This window comes from Blastococcus deserti, assembly GCF_042682525.1.
Classification (GTDB): domain Bacteria; phylum Actinomycetota; class Actinomycetes; order Mycobacteriales; family Geodermatophilaceae; genus Blastococcus_B; species Blastococcus_B deserti.
The window spans coordinates 438,873-457,434 of record NZ_JBHUHP010000030.1 but is presented as its reverse complement, the minus strand read 5'-3'; the positions used below and the strand labels follow the sequence as shown (position 1 = coordinate 457,434).

At 73.4% G+C, this 18,562-nt stretch carries 16 protein-coding genes; 3 read left to right on the top strand and 13 right to left on the bottom strand.

The window, feature by feature from the left end:
* Positions 1–31 precede the first annotated feature (31 nt).
* From ACFSHS_RS22100 to ACFSHS_RS22085, 4 genes are all read right to left on the bottom strand, one after another.
* On the bottom strand, positions 32–1,924 hold the full coding sequence (locus ACFSHS_RS22100; protein ID WP_376880949.1) for an ABC transporter ATP-binding protein: 1,893 nt from the start codon (positions 1,922–1,924) through the stop codon (positions 32–34).
* Between the two features lie 82 nt (positions 1,925–2,006).
* A complete protein-coding gene (locus ACFSHS_RS22095) occupies positions 2,007–2,783 on the bottom strand; it encodes an enoyl-CoA hydratase/isomerase family protein (protein WP_376880947.1) in 777 nt (258 codons plus the stop codon).
* Positions 2,780–3,007, bottom strand: coding sequence for a helix-turn-helix domain-containing protein (locus tag ACFSHS_RS22090; protein WP_376880944.1), 228 nt, complete (start codon positions 3,005–3,007; stop codon positions 2,780–2,782). The genes ACFSHS_RS22095 and ACFSHS_RS22090 overlap by 4 nt, the downstream gene beginning before the upstream one ends.
* A 172-nt stretch (positions 3,008–3,179) precedes the next feature.
* Positions 3,180–4,781 carry an ABC-F family ATP-binding cassette domain-containing protein gene (locus ACFSHS_RS22085; RefSeq protein WP_376880942.1) on the bottom strand — a complete coding sequence of 534 codons (1,602 nt, stop codon included), beginning with the start codon at positions 4,779–4,781 and terminating at the stop codon, positions 3,180–3,182.
* A gap of 127 nt (positions 4,782–4,908) precedes the next feature.
* On the opposite strand from ACFSHS_RS22085, the gene ACFSHS_RS22080 reads away from it, so the two are divergent.
* Positions 4,909–7,032, top strand: coding sequence for an SCO7613 C-terminal domain-containing membrane protein (locus ACFSHS_RS22080; protein ID WP_376880939.1), 2,124 nt, complete (start codon positions 4,909–4,911; stop codon positions 7,030–7,032).
* Between the two features lie 67 nt (positions 7,033–7,099).
* Positions 7,100–8,929, top strand: coding sequence for an SCO7613 C-terminal domain-containing membrane protein (locus ACFSHS_RS22075; RefSeq protein WP_376880936.1), 1,830 nt, complete (start codon positions 7,100–7,102; stop codon positions 8,927–8,929).
* Positions 8,930–9,214: 285 nt separating this feature from the next.
* Here the strand turns inward: ACFSHS_RS22075 and ACFSHS_RS22070 are convergent, their stop codons facing one another.
* The 8 genes from ACFSHS_RS22070 to ACFSHS_RS22035 are packed head-to-tail and all read right to left on the bottom strand — an operon-like array spanning position 9,215 to position 16,175.
* Positions 9,215–9,601, bottom strand: coding sequence for a metal-sulfur cluster assembly factor (locus ACFSHS_RS22070; RefSeq protein WP_376880933.1), 387 nt, complete (start codon positions 9,599–9,601; stop codon positions 9,215–9,217).
* Positions 9,601–10,080: a Fe-S cluster assembly sulfur transfer protein SufU gene (sufU, locus tag ACFSHS_RS22065; protein WP_376880930.1), complete on the bottom strand. Its 480-nt coding sequence runs from the start codon at positions 10,078–10,080 to the stop codon at positions 9,601–9,603. The genes ACFSHS_RS22070 and sufU overlap by 1 nt, the downstream gene beginning before the upstream one ends.
* Before the next feature lie 13 nt (positions 10,081–10,093).
* Positions 10,094–11,404, bottom strand: coding sequence for a cysteine desulfurase (locus tag ACFSHS_RS22060; RefSeq protein WP_376880928.1), 1,311 nt, complete (start codon positions 11,402–11,404; stop codon positions 10,094–10,096).
* Positions 11,401–12,204 (bottom strand): Fe-S cluster assembly ATPase SufC, encoded by an 804-nt coding sequence (gene sufC / locus ACFSHS_RS22055; RefSeq protein ID WP_376880925.1) that lies wholly within the window; start codon positions 12,202–12,204, stop codon positions 11,401–11,403. The genes ACFSHS_RS22060 and sufC overlap by 4 nt, the downstream gene beginning before the upstream one ends.
* A gap of 20 nt (positions 12,205–12,224) precedes the next feature.
* Positions 12,225–12,581: a non-heme iron oxygenase ferredoxin subunit gene (locus ACFSHS_RS22050; RefSeq protein WP_376880923.1), complete on the bottom strand. Its 357-nt coding sequence runs from the start codon at positions 12,579–12,581 to the stop codon at positions 12,225–12,227.
* Positions 12,578–13,909 carry a Fe-S cluster assembly protein SufD gene (sufD, locus tag ACFSHS_RS22045; protein ID WP_376880921.1) on the bottom strand — a complete coding sequence of 444 codons (1,332 nt, stop codon included), beginning with the start codon at positions 13,907–13,909 and terminating at the stop codon, positions 12,578–12,580. The genes ACFSHS_RS22050 and sufD overlap by 4 nt, the downstream gene beginning before the upstream one ends.
* A complete protein-coding gene (sufB, locus tag ACFSHS_RS22040) occupies positions 13,909–15,351 on the bottom strand; it encodes a Fe-S cluster assembly protein SufB (RefSeq protein WP_376880918.1) in 1,443 nt (480 codons plus the stop codon). The genes sufD and sufB overlap by 1 nt, the downstream gene beginning before the upstream one ends.
* Positions 15,348–16,175, bottom strand: coding sequence for a helix-turn-helix transcriptional regulator (locus ACFSHS_RS22035; protein WP_376880916.1), 828 nt, complete (start codon positions 16,173–16,175; stop codon positions 15,348–15,350). The genes sufB and ACFSHS_RS22035 overlap by 4 nt, the downstream gene beginning before the upstream one ends.
* Positions 16,176–16,387: 212 nt before the next feature.
* On the opposite strand from ACFSHS_RS22035, the gene ACFSHS_RS22030 reads away from it, so the two are divergent.
* A complete protein-coding gene (locus tag ACFSHS_RS22030; protein WP_376880913.1) occupies positions 16,388–17,332 on the top strand; it encodes a COX15/CtaA family protein in 945 nt (314 codons plus the stop codon).
* 139 nt (positions 17,333–17,471) lie between these two features.
* Here the strand turns inward: ACFSHS_RS22030 and ACFSHS_RS22025 are convergent, their stop codons facing one another.
* On the bottom strand, positions 17,472–18,404 hold the full coding sequence (locus tag ACFSHS_RS22025) for a heme o synthase (protein ID WP_376880911.1): 933 nt from the start codon (positions 18,402–18,404) through the stop codon (positions 17,472–17,474).
* Positions 18,405–18,562 lie beyond the last annotated feature (158 nt).

Below are 18,562 nucleotides of genomic sequence, written 5' to 3'. Positions count from 1 at the left end.
TTCCGTACCGGGACAGGAGTGACGGTAGTGCTCAGGCCACCTCGACCGTTCGATGCTCGCCGTCCGCGAACTGCGTCCGGTACAGGTCTGCGTAGCGCCCACCGAGTGCCAGCAACTGTTCGTGCGTGCCCGACTCCGCAACGCGACCGTCGTCGATGACCAGGATCTGGTCCGCGCTGCGGATCGTCGACAGCCGGTGCGCGATCACCAGCGACGTCCGGCCGGTCAGCGCGGTGTCCAGGGCGTGCTGGACGGCGACCTCCGACTCGCTGTCGAGGTGCGCGGTGGCCTCGTCCAGGATGACGATGCCGGGCCCCTTGAGCAGCACCCGGGCGATCGCCAGCCGCTGCTTCTCCCCGCCCGACATCCGGTAGCCGCGGTCACCGACGACGGTGTCCAGCCCCTCCGGCAGCGACCGGACCAGCGCCGCGATCCGGGCACCCTCCATCGCCGACCACAGCTCCGCCTCGCTCGCCTCGGGCCGGGCGTACAGCAGGTTGGCCCGGATCGTGTCGTGGAAGAGGTGCGCGTCCTGGCTGACCACGCCGATCGAGTCCCGCAGCGACTGCAGGGTCGCCTTCCGGACGTCCACGCCGCCGACCCGCACCGCCCCGCCGGTGACGTCGTACAGCCGCGGCACCAGGTTCGCGATCGTCGACTTCCCCGCGCCCGAGTGCCCGACCAGGGCCACCAGCTGCCCGGGCTCGACGCGGAAGGAGACGTCGTGCAGGACGTCGACCGGCCCGCCGTGCTCGGGCAGCGACACCTCTTCCAGTGACGGCAGCGAGACGTCGGACGCCGACGGGTAGCTGAACGACACGGAGTCGAGCTCGATCGACCGGTCGTCGGCCGGCAGGGGCACCGCGTCGGGCGCCTCGCGGATCATCGGCTCCAGGTCCAGCACCTCGAAGACCCGGTCGAAGCTCACCATCGCACTCATCACGTCGACGCGGACGTTCGCCAGCGCCGTGAGCGGCCCGTACAGCCGCGACAGCAGCAGCGCGAGGGCGACGACGTCGCCGGCGCTCAGCGAGCCGGTGAACGCCAGCCAGCCACCGAGCCCGTAGACCAGGGCGGTCGCCAGCGCGGCGACCAGGGTGAGCGCCGTGAAGAAGGTGCGCCCGTACATGGCAGAGAGGACGCCGATGTCGCGGACGCGCGCGGCCCGCTCCCGGAAGGAGTCCGCCTCCGCCGACGGGCGGCCGAACAGCTTGACCAGCAGCGCGCCGGCCACGTTGAACCGCTCGGTCATGGTCGCGTTCATCGAGGCGTTGAGCCCGTAGGACTCCCGGGTGATCTCCTGCAACCGCCGGCCGATCCGCCGCGCCGGCAGCACGAACAGCGGCACCATCACCAGCGAGAGCAGGGTGATCTGCCACGACAGGCTCAGCATCACCCCGGCGGTCAGGGCCAGGCCGATGACGTTGGAGACGACGCCGGACAGGGTCGAGGTGAACGCCTGCTGCGCGCCGATGACGTCGTTGTTCAGCCGGCTCACCAGCGCACCGGTCTGGGTGCGGGTGAAGAAGGCCACCGGCATGCGCTGCACGTGCTCGAAGACCCGGCTGCGGAGGTCGTAGATGACCCCCTCGCCGATGCGGGCGGAGAACCAGCGGGTGGCCAGCGAGATGCCGGCGTCGACGACCGCCAGCCCGGCGATGAACAGCGCGATGCGGACGATGTCGCCGGCCGTTCCCTCGAGCCCGGCGATGCGGTTGACGATCTGCCCGGCCAGCAGCGGCGTGACCACGCCGATCAGCGACGAGCCCACCACGAGGACCAGGAAGAACGTCAGCTCCCGCCGGTACGGCCGGGCGACACCGAGGATCCGGCGCACCGTGCCCTTCGGCAGCTCCCGTGCGGTGACCGACGGATCGCGCCGGAACGACCGCATGGCGGCCATGGAGGTCATCGACGAGCTCACGTCCACACCGCCTCCTTCCCGTCGACCGGCCAACAGCGCCCGCGGCCGGGCTGTTCCGGGGGCAGTCTGCCAGCGCCCCCTGTCAGGAACGGGAGACGAGTTCCTGCAGCCGCAGCACCTGCGCGGCCCGTTCGGCGGCGTCCTGCGTGGCGGGGTCGTTGCGGACCGCGGACCGGACCAGCGCCGCCGTCGCGCGGCTGGCGGCCACCGGCGGGGCGGTGAGCGCCGCGACGAGGTCGGCCACGGTGGCGTCGAGCTCGGCCACCGGGACGACGACGTTCGCCAGGCCGAGCGCCTGCGCCTCGGCCGCCTTGACCGCCCGCCCGGTCAGGCAGATCTCCATGGCGCGCGAGTACCCGACCAGCTCCATGAGGGTGCTCGTGCCGGTCAGGTCGGGCACCAGACCCAGGGTGGTCTCCGGCAGCCGCAGCTGGGCGTCGTCCGCCAGGATCCGCAGGTCGCAGGCGAGGGCCAGCTGGGCGCCGGCACCGATCGCGTGCCCCTGCACGGCGGCGACCGAGACGATCCCCGGTGAGCGCAGCCACCGGAAACCGGCCTGGTAGGCGCGGATGCGCTCCTGCGCCTCCTCGGCCGGCAGCCGTCCGAGCTCGCCGAGACCCCCGCCGGTCGCCGGGTCGGCGCTGAATAGGCTGCGGTCCAGACCCGCGGAGAAGGCACGTCCCTCGCCGCGCACGACGACCACCCGGACGTCGGGGTCGAGCGAGGCGCCGACGCCGGCCAGGGCGGTCCAGGTGGCCGGCGTCTGCGCGTTGAGCTGGTCGGCGCGGTCGAGGGTGACGGTGAGGACGGCGCCGTCCCGTCTCGTGCGGACCCAGCCGTCGGTGTCGGCCGCGCTCACGCCTTCTTGGTGTTCCGGTTGGCCCCACCGCGGCTGCGCAGCGTGGCCCCGGACTCCGACAGCAGGCGGTGCACGAACCCGTAGGAGCGGTTCGTCGACGTGGCCAGGGAACGGATGCTCTCGCCGCCGTCGTAGCGCTGGCGGAGCTCGTCGGCCAGCGAGGACCGGTCCCCTCCCGTGATGCGCTTGCCCTTGCCGAGATCCGCAGTGTTCGAGTCGGCCATGACTCCCCTCCGTGTCAGCCGCCGGCCCACGTCAGCACCGGAATGTGGCCGGTCGCTGCCGGCCCGGTGATGGCAGTGCGTCCCGCTGGGCGCCGCCGTCCCGCTGACCACGGCGTCCCTCGACCCATGATCACCCAGGCCTCAGAGGTCGGCCACGCGAAACCGGCCCTTCTCAGGCCAGTTCGACGAGATCGGCGAGGTCCTCGCTCCAGGCGTCCTCGGTGCCGTCGGGGAGCAGGATGACCTTGTCCGGGTCGAGGGCGCGGACGGCGCCCTCGTCGTGGGTGACGAGCACGATGGCTCCGGTGTAGGTGCGCAGCGCCTCGAGCACCTGCTCCCGGCTGGCCGGGTCGAGGTTGTTGGTGGGCTCGTCGAGCAGCAGCACGTTGGCACCCGAGACGACGAGCGTGGCCATGGCCAGCCGCGTCCGCTCACCGCCCGAGAGGGTGCCGGTCCGCTGGTCGACGGCCTCGCCGGAGAAGAGGAACGCGCCCAGGATGCGGCGCAGCTCGGTGTCGGTGCTCTCCGGCGCCGACGACCGCATGTTCTCCAGCAGCGTCCGGTCCATGTCCAGGGTCTCGTGCTCCTGGGCGTAGTAGCCGACCCGCAGCCCGTGCCCCGGCTTGACCTCGCCGGTGTCGGGGGACTCGGTGCCGGCGAGCATGCGCAGCAGCGTCGTCTTGCCGGCGCCGTTCAGCCCGAGGACGACGACGCGGGCGCCCCGGTCCACCGCGAGGTCGACGTCGGTGAAGATCTCCAGCGAGCCGTAGCTCTTCGAGAGGCCCTCGGCGGTGAGCGGCGTGCGGCCGCACGGTGCCGGGGTCGGGAAGCGCAGCTTGGCTACCTTGTCGTGCACCCGGACCTCGGCGAGGCCGGCGGCCAGCCGCTCGGCCCGCTTGTCCATGCTCTTGGCGGCGCGGGCCTTGGTGGCCTTGGCGCGCATCTTGTCCGCCTGCGCGGTCAGCGTGTCGATCTTGCGCTCGGTGTTGGCCCGCTCCTGCTTGCGACGCCGCTCGTCGGTCTCCCGCTGCTCGAGGTAGCGCTTCCAGCCGAGGTTGTAGATGTCGACCGTGGCGCGGTTGGCGTCGAGGTGCCACACCTTGTTCACGACGGCCTCGAGCAGCTCGACGTCGTGGCTGATCACGATCAGCCCGCCCTTGTGGCTGGAGAGGAAGCCCTTGAGCCAGGTGATCGAGTCGCCGTCCAGGTGGTTGGTGGGCTCGTCGAGCAGCAGCGTCTCGGCGTCGGAGAAGAGGATGCGGGCCAGCTCCACGCGGCGGCGCTGCCCACCGGAGAGGGTACGCAGCGGCTGGGCGAGCACGCGGTCGGGCAGGCCGAGGTTCGTGCAGATCCGGGCGGCGTCGCTCTCGGCGGCGTACCCGCCCATCGCGGCGAACTGGTCCTCCAGCCGGCCGTAGCGGCGTACCGCCTTGTCGCGCTCGTCGTCGTCGGCCGGCTCGGCCATGGCGACCTGCGCCTTGACCAGCTGCGCCCGCAGGACGTCGAGGCCGCGCCCGGAGAGCACGCGGTCGCTGGCGGTGATGTCCAGATCGCCGCTGCGCGGGTCCTGCGGGAGATAACCGATCTCGCCGACCACCTCTACCTTGCCGGCGTGCGGGACCCGCTCGCCGGCCAGCGTGGTGAGCGTGGTGGTCTTGCCGGCGCCGTTGCGGCCGACGAGGCCGATCCGGTCGCCGGGCTGCACGCGGAGGTTGGCCTCGCTGATGAGGATGCGGGAGCCGGCGCGCAGCTCGAGGCCGGTCGTCGTGATCACTGGTCCCAGGATAGGCGGCCTCCGGTCCTCGACCGACCGGTTTCCGGGGTGCGGCGGATCACCCCACGGGGCACGTCGGGGGAAAACCCCGATCCGCGGAGCCGGCCCGCACGGCGAACCTTCCGTCATGACGACGTTCTCCGCCCTGCAGTGCCCGGTCTGCGGACGTCCCGTGGAGGATCCGCCGCCCCCGGCCTGCCCGGCCTGCGGCCTCCCGGGTGTGGGCCAGGCGGCGCGGGTGATGACCCGTATCGGCGTCACGCTGCGCGACCTCGCCGCCGAGCGGGACGCGTTCCTGCAGACGCTCCACGCCGCGGCATCGGCCCGGACGCCCGTCACCGGCGAGGCGCCCGGACGGCCGCCCCAGGCGCCGGTCCCGGCGCCCGCCCCACCGGCCGGGTGGCGACCGCCTGCCCCACCGACCGGATGGCGACCGCCCGCCCCGCCGCCGCTCCCTCCCACCCCGCGCCGACGGCTCACCCCGCAGGAGGTGCTCCTCGGCCTCGGCGCCCTGCTCCTGGTGGCGGCCGCCGTCGCCTTCGTCGCGGTCGCCTGGACCCGCCTCGGCGTGGGCTTCCAGGCCGGCGTCATGTCGGTGGTGACCGCGGTCGCCTGCGGGGCCTCGGGCTGGTCGGCGCGGCGCGGTCTGCGGGCGACCGAGGAGGCCCTGGCCGCGGCGGGTGTCGCGCTCCTGGCGATCGACCTGGCCGCCGCACGATGGCTGGGCCTGTTCCGGCTGGAGGACGTGCCCCTGCGCACGTGGACGGCCGTGTCCTGCACGGTGGTCGTCGCGGCCGGACTGCTGCTCGGCCGGCTCACCCGCAGCACCACGACGTGGCCGTTGGCGGCCCTCGTCGCCGCCCAGCCGGTGCCCTTCCTGCTGCTGCCGACCGACGCCGTGGACGGCCCGGCCGGCGTGGCCGCCGCCCTCGCCCTGGCCACCACCGACCTGCTGCTGGTCCTGCGGCTCCGCTCCGGGCTGCGGATCCTCGCACGGGTGCTCGCCGCGGGGCAGGCCGCGCTCGGCGGCGTCGCGGGGCTGCTGCTCAGCGGTCTGGGGACGCCGGCCGAGTCCTGGACCGCCACCGCGATGCTCGCCGCGGCCGGCGCGGCCGCCGTCGCTGGCGCGTCGCTGCGGCCGGAGCTGCTCCCCCGGCCGGACGCCGTCGCGGCATCCGCCGCGATGGTGGCCGCGCTGTCGCTGGCGATGTCCCTGGAGCGGCTGGGCGACGAGGGCCCCGTCGTGGCGGCCGGGCTCGGGATCGCCGTCCTCACCGGCGCCGTCCTGCTCGTGGGACGGCGGGCCGGCGAGGTCGCCGCCTGGGCCGGTGGCGCCACCCTGACCCTCGTCGGCGCCGGGCTGCTCGCCGAGGAGGAGCGCTGGGCGGCCCTGTCCGTCCTCGCGCTGGCCGCCGTCGTGCCCAGCCTGCTGGCGGCCGTCCGGAGGGAGGACCTCCGATCAGGGGCCACCGGCACGGCGCTGCTGGCCGCCGCCGCGTCGATCGGGCTGGCTCACGGCGGTGACCTCCTCGAGGCCACCCGGGCCGGTCTGCTCCTGGCCCTGGTCGCAGCCCTCGGCCTGGCGGTCGCGACGCTGCGGGCCGGAGGTCCCGAGGAGCGGGTCGCCGCCGGGGCCGCCGCGGTCGCCGGGCTGGCCGCGGCGGTCACGAGCGGCACCGTGGGCGCGTGGGGTCAGGTGGGTCTGCAGCTGGCCGTGGTGGGTGCCGCGGGGGCGGGGTACGCGCTGATCGCCGGCCGGCGGCCGGTCGCCGTCCTGGCGGTGGCCGACCTGGTCGTCGCCGCATGGATCGCCCTCGCCGGGGCCGACGTCACCACGCCGGAGGCGTACACGCTGCCTGCGGCGGCCGGGCTGCTGCTGCTCGCGCTCCCCGGCCTGCGCGCCGGTGCGCCGTCCTGGTCGGCGGAGGGCACCGGCCTCGCCGTGGGTCTGGCGCCGTCGGCGATGGTGGTGGTGGCCGATCCGACCGCCCTGCGCCTGGTCCTCCTGGTCGCCGCGGCGGGCGCCGTCACCGTCGTCGGGACCCTGGCGCACCGCCAGGCACCGTTCCTCGTCGGGGCGGCGGCGCTCGCGTTCGTGGCCGTCGGCCTCCTCGGACCGGACGTGCTGCTCCTCCCCCGATGGCTGACGCTGGGCACCGTGGGGCTGCTGCTGCTGGTCGTGGGCGCCACGTACGAGCGGCGCCGCCAGCAGGCGCGGGAGGCCGTGGCCTGGGTGGCGCAGATGCGCTGACCGGCTGCCGGACGACGGCCCTGCCCCTACCGTGAGGAACGCGTCGGGGAACGGGAGGGGCGTGGTCATGGCGGGTCCGGCCCGGACGACGACGCCCGTGCCACCGCTGCCCTACCGGGCGCGGCCGCCGCAGGTGGTGCTGGTGGTCGGCGCGGTGCTGGTGGTCACGGCCGCGGCGACGCTGGCCCGGGTCCATGCGGGTGCCCTCGCCCAGCTGCTCCTGCTGACGGCGGCCGGTGCGCTGGCGGCCCTGTCGCTCGGCGGATCGGGCGTCCGGCTGCGCAGCTCGGCGGAGACCCTGGCCGCAGCGGCAGCCACGCTCGGGCTCGCGGCGGCGCTGGCGGACGGTCCGGCGACGCCCGGGGACCCGGTGACGTCGCTGGTGCTGGCGGGCGCGTTCCTCGGTCTCCACGTCGTCGCCCCGGACACCGTCACCTGGCCGCTGGCCTCGTGGGCCGCCCTCCAGCTGGGGACGCTGCGGCTGCTCGACGTCCTGCCGGGCGGCGTCGCCACCGAGGTGCAGCTCGGCGTCGCGCTGGTGGGACTGGGCGTCGCCCTGTCCGCGCGCCGGTTCGTCGCCCGCGTCGTGCTGGTGACGACGGCGCCGTGGTGGGTGGTCGGGGTGGTGAGCGGCTCGGCCGACGCCTGGGCGGGCGGCCAGGGTAGCCGCTGGTTCGCCGCCGTCCTGATGGTGGCGGCCGGGGCCGGGCTCGTGGCGGCGCGCCTGCGCCGCGAGCTGGAACCCCTGCTGGGGCCCCGCGAACTCGCGCCCGTCGTGGCCGGGGTGGTGTCGGGTGCGGCGGTGACCGGGGCCCTGTCGCCCAACGGCACCGGCGCGCTGGTGGCGGCCGGCTGGACGGGCGTGGCCGTCGCCAGCCTGGCGGCCGTCTTCCTGACCGGCTGGCGACGCGGCCTGCTGCTACCCGCCGCGGTCGCCGGCGGCACCACCACGACCGCGCTGTGCGTCGGCCAGCTCGTGCAGGACCGCGCCTGGGGCGCACTCAGCCTGCTGCTGCTCCTCGTCGCGCTCCCGCCGGCGGGAGTCGCCCTGCTGCGGCGCTCGACCCGCCACGTCACGGTGCCCGTGTCGGTGTGGTGCCTGTCCGGCTCGGTGCTCCTGGCGCTGCCCGCGGACCTGGCGACGGCGCCGGGCGCCGGCATCCTGCTCGCGGCGGTGTACGCGGCGGCCATGGCGCTGGGCTCGGGGCTCGAGGCGGACGTACGGCGCCCGACGGCGCGGGCCGCGGCCGGAACCGGAGCCATCGCGGTCCTGCTGCCGGCCGTGGCCGGGGACCGCGGAGGCCTGCTCGTCGTCCTCCTCGTCCAGGGGCTGGCCACGCTGGCCTGGGCGGTGCGCACCCGGCGACGCACCGGCGCCGACGTGGTGGCTGCTCCGCACGATCCCGTCGCGGAGGAGATCTCGCGAGGCTGGCGGGTCGGCGCCGCCCATCTGGTGGTCGCCGGCTGGACCGGGGTCGCGCTGGTCGACCTGCGCCTCCTGGAGGGCTGGACGCTTCCTCTCGCCGTGGGCCTGCTGGTTGCCGCCGGGCCGCACCTGGTCCGCGACCGCTCGTGGCCGTCCTGGGGACCCGGGCTCCTCGTCGCGCTGGCCCCCTCCACCGTGTGGGGGGTGGTCGAGCCCGACGGCTGGCGATCGGTCTGGGTGCTGTCCCTCGCCGTGGTGGCACTCGTGGCCGGCAGCACGAAGGGGGTGCTGGCGCCGCTCGTCGTGGGCGCCGGCACCGCGGTCGTCCTGGTGCTGGGACTCGCCGTGCCGGCGCTGCCGTGGCCGCTGACGGCGGCGCTGCTGGTGGGCGCCGGGCTGCTGGCGCTGGGCACGCTCCGCGAGTGGCGGCCGGTGGCCGGCTTCCGGCTCCGGCTGGCCCAGCTGCGCTGACGCACGCAGCGGCCTCGGCCGGTGGACGGAGCGCCCCCATGACGACGTCCTCCGGACCTCGGCGAGCAGGCCGGTGCGAGCGAGCCCGGCCGCACCTGGCCGCCCGGGTCAGCGCAGCGACGGGGACCCTCTACCGACGACGACTGCCCGCGCCCCGGGAGGCGCGGGCAGCACGGTGACCGATGCGTCGGCCGGGGCTACGAGCCCCGCCGGCGCGCGGTGCTGGATCGGCGGCCCCTGCAGGCCCCACCGCGAGCTCGCGAGCGGTGGGGCACGAGGGTGTTCTCAGACGCGGAAGCCGAGCGCGCGCAGCTGCTCGCGCCCGTCGTCGGTGATCTTGTCCGGCCCCCACGGGGGCATCCAGACCCAGTTGATCCGGATGTCGTCGACCAGGCCGGGCCCGGGACCGCCGGTCAGGGCCTGCCGCGTCTGGTCCTCGATGACGTCGGTCAGCGGGCAGGCCGCCGAGGTCAGCGTCATGTCCAGGATCGCGACGTTGTTGTCGTCGACGTCGATGCCGTAGACGAGGCCGAGGTCGACGACGTTGACGCCGAGTTCGGGGTCGACGACGTCGCGCATGGCCTCCTCGACGTCCTCCAGCAGCGCCGACTTGTAGGCAGGCAGCTCGGCCGGGGTCTCGTCGGCGGTCACGTTCTCCGTGGTTTCGCTCATCAGTTGGTGCCTCCAGCCGGGGCGGTGGGGTGGGCGGCCGACAGGGCTCGGGCGCTGGCGTCCTTGAGCGCCATCCAGCTCATCAGCGCGCATTTGATGCGGGCCGGGTACTTGGACACGCCGGCGAACGCCACGGCGTCCTCCAGCTCGTCCTCGAGCTTCTCGGCGACGCTCGGGTCGCCCTTCGCCTGCATCAGGGTCATGAAGTGCTCGCCGGTCTCCAGCGCCTGCGGCACGGTCCTGCCGACCACGAGGTCGTACATCGCCGACACCGAGGCCTGGCTGATCGAGCAGCCCATGCCCTCGTACGAGACGTCGGCGATCGTGTCGCCGTCGACCTTCAGCCGCAGGGTCACCTCGTCGCCGCAGGTGGGGTTGACGTGGTGCACCTCGGCGTCGAACGGCTCCCGCAGCCCACGCCCGTGGGGGTTCTTGTAGTGGTCCAGGATGATCTCCTGGTACATCGACTCGAGCTGCATCAGCGGATCGACCTCACACCGTTCCGAAGAACTTCTGGGCCGCGCGAATTCCGTCCGCCAGTGCGTCGATGTCGTCGTACCCGGTGTGCACGTAGAACGTCGCCCGCGTGGTCGCCGGCACGCCGTAGCGGCGGACCACGGGCCAGGCGCAGTGGTGCCCCACGCGGACGGCGATCCCCAGGTCGTCGAGGACCTGACCGACGTCGTGCGGGTGGATGTCCTCGACCGTGAAGGACACCGCTCCGCCGCGGGCGACAGTGTCCGGCGGGCCGATCACCGTGACCCCGGGGATCTCGGCGAGCTTCTCCAGCGCGTAGGCGGTCAGCGCCTTCTCGTGCTCCTCGACCTTGTCCATGCCGAGTGCCTGCAGGTAGTCGACCGCGGCGGCCAGGCCGATGGCCTGCGCGGTCATCGGCACGCCGGCCTCGAACCGCTGCGGCGGCGCGGCGAAGGTGCTGGCCTCCATGCGGACGACCTCGATCATCGAGCCGCCGGTCAGGAACGGCGGCAGCTCGTCGAGGACCTCGTACCGGCCCCACAGGACGCCGATGCCGGTGGGCCCGAGCATCTTGTGCCCGGAGAACACCAGGAAGTCCGCGCCCAGCGCGGTCACGTCGACGGGCTGGTGCGGCACCGACTGCGCGCCGTCGACCAGTACGAGCGCGCCGACCTGGTGCGCCCGCTCGACGATCGGCGCGATCGGGTTGATCGTGCCGAGGATGTTCGACTGCTGGGTGACCGCGACCAGCTTCGTGCGCTCGTTGACGACCGTGTCGAGGTCGGAGAGGTCGAGCCGGCCGTCGTCGGTGAGCCCGAGCCAGCGCAGGGTCGCCCCGGTGCGCTCGCACAGCTGCTGCCACGGCACGAGATCGGCGTGGTGCTCCATCTCGGTGACGACGATCTCGTCCCCCTGACCCACGGCGTAGGTGCGGAACTCCGGCTCCTTGGCGGTGGCCGCGTTCGACAGCGCGTACGCCACCAGGTTGATCGCCTCGGTGGTGTTGCGGGTGAAGACGATCTCCTGGGCCGGCGCGCCGATGAAGGCGCCGATCTTCCGCCGCGCCTCCTCGTAGGCGCCGGTCGCCTCCTCGGCGAGCTGGTGGGCTCCCCGGTGCGGCGCGGCGTTGACGTTCTCGTAGAACCAGCGCTCGGCGTCCAGGACGCTGCGCGGCTTATGCGACGTGGCCCCGGAGTCGAGGTAGACCAGCCGCTTCCCGTCCCGCACGGTGCGGGACAGGATCGGGAAGTCGGCCCGGATCGCCTCGACGTCCAGAGGCAGGGGCGCCTTCTGCGCCCCTTCGGGACGCGAGACGGTCTGGGTCATGCCTGTGAAACCTCCAGGGCGGCCTTCTCGGCGCTCGCCTGCTCGTTGGAGTCCTTGACGTAGGCGGCGTAGCCCTCGTCCTCCAGCTTCTCCGCCAGCTCCGGGCCGCCCTCCTCGGCGATCCGGCCGTTGACGAACACGTGCACGAAGTCCGGCCTGATGTAGCGCAGGATCCGCGTGTAGTGCGTGATCAGCAAGACGCCCACGTCGCTGTCCTCGCGGCTCTTGTTGACGCCCTCGGACACCACGCGCAGCGCGTCGACGTCGAGCCCGGAGTCGGTCTCGTCGAGGATCGCGATGCGCGGCTTCAGCAGCCGCATCTGCAGGATCTCGTGGCGCTTCTTCTCACCGCCGGAGAAGCCCTCGTTCACGTTGCGCTCGGCGAACGCGGGGTCCATCTCCAGGCCGGCCATCTCGGTCTTGACGTCCTTGACCCAGGTGCGCAGCTTCGGCGCCTCGCCCTTGACCGCGGTGGCCGCGGTGCGCAGGAAGTTCGACACCGAGACGCCGGGGACCTCGACCGGGTACTGCATGGCGAGGAACAGGCCGGCGCGGGCGCGCTCGTCGACGGTCATGGCGAGGACGTCCTCGCCGTCGAGGGTCACCGTGCCGCCGGTGATCGTGTACTTCGGGTGGCCGGCGATCGAGTAGGCCAGGGTCGACTTGCCCGACCCGTTCGGCCCCATGATCGCGTGGGTCTCGCCCGAGCGGACGGTCAGGTCGACGCCGCGCAGGATCTCCTTGGCGTCGTCACCCTCCCCCACGCTGACGTGCAGGTCGCGGATCTCGAGAACGGACACTTCGCTCCTCAGTTGCTGGCTCAGTTGGCCGCACGCATGGCGGGGAGGCTGTCGTCGACCGACACGTCGACGTACACGTCCTCCCCCTCCACGCGGACCGGGTAGACGGACACCGGCTCGGTGGCCGGCAGGTTGGTGGGCTCGCCGGTGCGCAGGTCGAAGCACGACCCGTGCAGCCAGCACTCGATGGTCGGGGCGCCGTGGAACTCCTCGACGTCGCCCTCGGACAGCGGGACCTCGGCGTGCGAGCAGAGGTCCTCGATCGCGTAGACGCCGCCCTCGAACCGGACGACGGCGATGTCGACGTCGTCCAGCTCGACCCGCAGGGAACCGGGCTCGGGGATGTCGTTCAGCGAGCAGACCCGCTCGAAGCTCATGCCGACTGCTCCACCGGCTGCTCGTCCAGGCCCGGGAGTGCGCCGAGCCGGGTCTCGATGGAGGCCATCAGCCGGTCCTGCAGGGCGTCGATGCCGATGAGCTGGACGACGTCGGCGAAGAAGCCGCGCACCACCAGGCGGCGGGCCGTCTCCGCGTCGATGCCGCGGGAGCAGAGGTAGAACAGCTGCTCGTCGTCGAACCGGCCGGTGGCGCTGGCGTGGCCGGCGCCGACGATCTCGCCGGTCTCGATCTCCAGGTTGGGCACCGAGTCGGCGCGGGCGCCGTCGGTGAGGACGAGGTTCCGGTTCAGCTCGTAGGTCTCGGTGCCGGTGGCGGCCGGGCGGATGCGGACGTCGCCGATCCAGACCGTGCGGGCGTTCTCGCCCTGCAGCGCACCCTTGTAGAGCACGTTGCTGCGGCAGTTCGGGACGGCGTGGTCGACCCAGAGCCGGTGCTCCTGGTGCTGGGTCTCGTCGGCGAAGTAGACGCCGAAGAGCTCCGCGCTGCCGCCGGGGCCCGCGTACTGGACGTTGCTGACCAGCCGGACGAGGTCGCCGCCGAGGGTGACCACGACCTGCTTGAAGGTCGCGTCCCGGCCGACGACGGCGTCGAACTGTCCCCCGTGCACCGCACCGGGCGCCCAGTCCTGCACGGAGACGAGCGTGACCTGCGCGCCGTCGCCCACGAGCACCGCGACACCGGCGGCGTAGCGGGCGAGTCCGCTGTGGTCGAGCACGACGGTGGCCTGCGCGAAGGCACCGACCTCGATGACGAGCTGGCCCCACACGACTGCGTCATCAGGGCTGTCCGAGCCGGCGCCCGCCAGGCCGAGGGTGACCGGGCGGTCGAGAACCGCCTCCTTGGCGACCCGCACCACCGCAGCGCCGCCGCTGCGCTGCCGGGCGAGCGCGGCCAGCCGGTCGGCCGGCTCGGGCAGGCCCTTGAGCAGCGGGTCGTCGGCCTCGACGCTGGTCAGCTCGACGCCCTCGGGCAGGTCGGTGGTCCAGGTCAGGTGGGCGTCGGAGGGGGCGCCGTCCAGCAGCGGACGGATCCGCTTCATGGGCGTGAACCGCCAGGTCTCCTCCCGGCCGGTGGGCACGCCGAACGCGTCGGGGTCGGTGGAGGTGAACCGCTCGGCGGGCGAGCCGGTCGGCGCCGGACCGCCGTGCGAGTGCGCACCGGGGGTGGCCTGACCGGCGGTGCCGGTGCCGGCGGCCGGGGTGGTGGGCGGGCCCGCCTGGGCGCCCACGCCGTCGGCGAAGATCTCGCCGGCGAGCGTGGACGACTCCGTGGTCAGGCCCGTGGCGTTCGTGTGGTCGGACGGCATCAGCCGACGGCACCTTCCATCTGCAGCTCGATGAGCCGGTTGAGCTCGAGGGCGTACTCCATAGGCAGCTCGCGGGCGATCGGCTCGACGAACCCGCGCACCACCATGGCCATGGCCTCGTCCTCGGAGAGGCCGCGGCTCATCAGGTAGAACAGCTGGTCGTCGCTGACCCGGGAGACCGTGGCCTCGTGGCCCATGGCCACGTCGTCCTCGCGGACGTCGACGTAGGGGTAGGTGTCCGAGCGGCTGATCGTGTCGACGAGCAGGGCGTCGCACTTCACCGTCGACTTGGAGCCGTAGGCGCCCTCGTCGATCTGCACCAGGCCGCGGTACGACGTCCGGCCGCCGCCGCGGGCCACCGACTTCGACACGATCGTCGAGGAGGTGTGCGGCGCGGCGTGCACCATCTTGGCGCCGGCGTCCTGGTGCTGGCCCTCGCCGGCGAAGGCGATCGAGAGCACCTCGCCCTTGGCGTGCTCGCCGGTCATCCAGACGGCCGGGTACTTCATCGTGACCTTGGAGCCGAGGTTGCCGTCGACCCACTCCATGGTCGCGCCCTCGTGGGCCACGGCTCGCTTGGTGACCAGGTTGTAGACGTTGTTCGACCAGTTCTGGATGGTCGTGTACCGGCAACGCGCGTTCTTCTTGACGATGATCTCGACGACCGCGGAGTGCAGCGAGTCCGACTTGTAGATCGGCGCGGTGCAGCCCTCGACGTAGTGCACGTAGGCGCCCTCGTCGACGATGATCAGCGTCCGCTCGAACTGGCCCATGTTCTCGGTGTTGATCCGGAAGTAGGCCTGCAGCGGGATCTCGACGTGCACGCCCTTGGGGACGTAGATGAACGAGCCGCCCGACCAGACGGCGGTGTTCAGCGCGGCGAACTTGTTGTCGCCGGAGGGGATCACCGAGCCGAAGTACTCCCGGAAGATGTCCTCGTGCTCCTTGAGCGCCGTGTCGGTGTCGAGGAAGATGACGCCCTGCTCCTCGAGGTCCTCACGGATCTTGTGGTAGACGACCTCGGACTCGTACTGGGCGGCGACGCCGGCGACCAGCCGCTGCTTCTCCGCCTCGGGGATGCCCAGCTTGTCGTAGGTGTTCTTGATGTCCTCGGGCAGCTCCTCCCACGAGGTCGCCTGGGCCTCGGTGGAGCGCACGAAGTACTTGATGTTCTGGAAGTCGATGCCGGAGAGGTCCGAGCCCCAGTCGGGCATGGGCTTCCGGTCGAACAGCTTCAGCGCCTTGAGCCGCCGCTCGAGCATCCACTCGGGCTCGTTCTTGCGCGCGGAGATGTCGCGGACGACGTCTTCGTCCAGCCCGCGGCGCGCCGACGCCCCGGCGACGTCGGCGTCAGCCCAGCCGTACTCGTAGCGGCCGAGCTGCTCGATCTGCTCGTCCTGCGTCAGCGGCGTGCTGGTCACCGGCTGCTGGGTGCTGGTCATGCGGGCGTCCTCTCCCGGTCGTTCGCGGGGGCGTTGCTGGTGGGTGCCGTGCTGGTGGTGGACGACGCGGAGCGCTCGCGAGGGGGCGCTGCTCGCTCACCGTGTACAGGGCGTTCGGGGGCCGTTCTGTTCCCCGGACGTACCGGCCCGGGGATGTGTGTGGTGCAGATCCCGTCGCCGTGGGCGATCGTGGCCAGCCGCTGGACGTGGGTGCCCACGAGCCGGCCGATCACCGCGGTCTCCGCCTCGCACAGCTGGGGGAACTCCGCCGCCACGTGCGCCACCGGGCAGTGGTGCTGGCAGAGCTGCCCCCCGCCGGAGATCGCCGAGGCCGAGGCAGCGTAGCCCTCGGCCGTGAGGGCCGCTGCGAGCGCCTGGGCCCGGTCGACCGGCGCTCCCCCGCTGCCGCTGACCGCCGCGTCCACGGCGCTGGAGGCACGCGCCTCCAGACCGGCCAGCTGCTGCTCGGCCACGGCGCGGACGGCGTCGGCGCCACCGGAGGCGGCGACGTACCGGAGCGCGGTCAGGGCCAGGTCGTCGTAGGCGTGCGGGAAGGTGGCGCGACCGGCGTCGGTGAGGTGGAAGCGCCGGGCCGGGCGGCCGCGGCCGCGGTGGGCGTCCCGGGTCAGCCGCTCCTCCAGCCGGCCGGCGGCCACCAGGGAGTCCAGGTGCCGGCGGACGGCGGCCGGCGAGATGCCCAGCCGCCCCGCGAGCTCGGTCGCGGTCTGCGGCCCGTGCTCCAGGAGCAGGGCGCTGACGCGGTCACGGGTACGCCCGTCGTCGGCCGGTGCCGACGAACGAGGGTGTGCCGCGACGGTTTCCACAACACGAGTGTGTCCTATTTCGGCGACCTCGCAAGGAAGGTGGACCTAAGAACGGAGCTCCTGGAGCACCGTCGGTGAGCAGGCTCACGCGCCGGCCCGCTGCGGGGGCCGCCGCGGGCCTGGTGAGGTGCTGGAACAGCCCCGTTGCAGGGCCCCGCGGCGAGCCCGCGAGGCGCGGGGGGCAGCGGGGTCCTGCAACTAGCATCGGTGACGTGCCGGTCCTGCCCACGTCCTTCTCCCCCTCGACCGTCTCCCGCGTCGCGCTGATCAACGCGGTGGCCAACGGGCTGATCGTGGTGACCGGCGGGCTGGTGCGGCTCACCGGGTCCGGGCTCGGCTGCCCGACGTGGCCGCGATGCACGGACGAGAGCTTCGTCGCGACGCCCGAGCTGGCCGGCCACGGCGCGATCGAGTTCGGCAACCGGCTGCTCACCTTCGTGCTCACGGCGGCCGCGATCGCGACGGTCGTCGTCGTCTGGCGCTCCCCCCGGCGGGACCTGCGCGCCCTCGCCGTCCTCACGTTCCTGGGCATCCCGGCGCAGGCCCTGCTCGGCGGCGTCACGGTGCTGACGGGACTCAACCCCTGGACGGTGGCCGCGCACTTCCTGGTGTCGGCGGTCCTCGTCGCGTTCGCGACGACGCTGTGGCTGCGCTCGCGCGAGCCCGGGGTCGGCCAGCCGCTGCTGCGCCGCCCCTTCGTCCTGCTGGTCGGCGGCATCGCTGCCGTCACCGCCCTCGTGCTCGTGCTCGGCACCGTCGTCACGGGCAGCGGTCCGCACAGCGGCGACGTGCCCGACGACCCCGACGCCGCGCCGGTCCGCATGGGCTTCGATCCCGAGCTGGTCAGCCAGCTGCACGCCGACGTCGTCTTCCTGCTCCTCGGGCTGACCGTGGCGTTGCTGGTCGCGCTCCACGCGACCGACTCCCCCGCCCGGGTCCGCCGGGCCGCCCGCGACCTGCTGGTCGTGCAGCTCGCGCAGGGGGTGGTTGGCTACGTGCAGTACTTCACCGACCTGCCGATCGCGCTCGTGCTGCTCCACATGCTGGGTGCGGTGCTGATCACCGCCTACACGGCGCGGCTGGTCTGGTCGGTCCGCGGCCCGGCGTCGGAGCTGCCGCTCAGCGCGACGTCTGGAGCAGCGACCGCCACCCGTTGAGTCGGGTCGTCAGCGTGCGCCGATGCGCGATCCGGGGCCTCGATGCGCGCATCCCCGCACACCGTCGGCGCGACCACGCTGACTCGTGCCGGGGAGGAGCCGCCCGTGGGCGCATCGGCCAGCTCGCGGCGCACGCCGCTCAGACGATGGCGTCAACGACGATCGCGACCATCAGCAGCGCCAGGTACGAGATCGAGACGTGGAACAGCTGCATCGGCTTGGTCTCGCCACCGCGCTTGATGCGCGCCAGGAGACGGTGCGACTCCAGGACGAACCAGCCGCCGAGGAACGCCGCGGGGATCGTGTAACCCAGGCCGATGCCGTAGCCGGCGGCGACCGGCCACAGCAGCAGTGAGACCGCCACGGTCACCCACGCCCAGGCGACGGTCTGCCGGCCGACCGATCGCTCGGTCGTCACGACCGGCAGCATCGGCACGTGCGCACGGGCGTAGTCGGCCTTGAACCGCATGGCCAGCGCCCAGAAGTGCGGCATCTGCCAGCAGAAGACGATCCCGAAGACGACGACGGCGGGCCAGTCGAGGGAGCCGGTGACGGCGGCCCAGCCGATCAGCACGGGTGCCGCCCCGGGCACCCCGCCGAACTCGGTGCTGCGCCGGGTGTGCCGCTTGAACACCATCGTGTACAGGACGGCGTAGTAGAAGATCGCCCCCGCCGCCAGCGCCGCGGCCAGCGGCGTGGTCGTCAGCGCGAGCAGGACCACCGACGTGACGGTGAGCACCGCACCGAAGACCAGCGCCGCCCGCGGCGAGACCTGCCCGGTCACCAGTGGGCGCTTCTGCGTCCGGTGCATCAGCCGGTCGATGTCGCGGTCGAAGTAGCAGTTGAAGACGTTGGCCGCCCCCGCGGCGAGCGTGCCCCCGACGAGCGTGGCCACCAGCAGCCGCCACGACGGCCAGCCGCGCGCGGCCAGCATCATGGCCGGCACCGTCGTCACCAGCAGGAGCTCGATGATGCGGGGCTTGGTCAGCGCGACGTAGGCCCCGACCCGGGCGCGCAGCTGGGCGGGGAGCCGGGGAGCGGGATCGGTCCGGCGCTCGGACAGCGCCGTCACCGGGTGCCCTCGTGCGCGGCGGCGCGCGGGCAGCAGGGCGCTGCAGGCCTGGCGGAAAGCACGAGGGGGCCTACTCCGAACCGGGGATGGGAACGCGAGCCACTGTAGTCCGGCGGGCGCGCCGGCGATGTCACCGCATGGCCGCAGATGACTAGGGT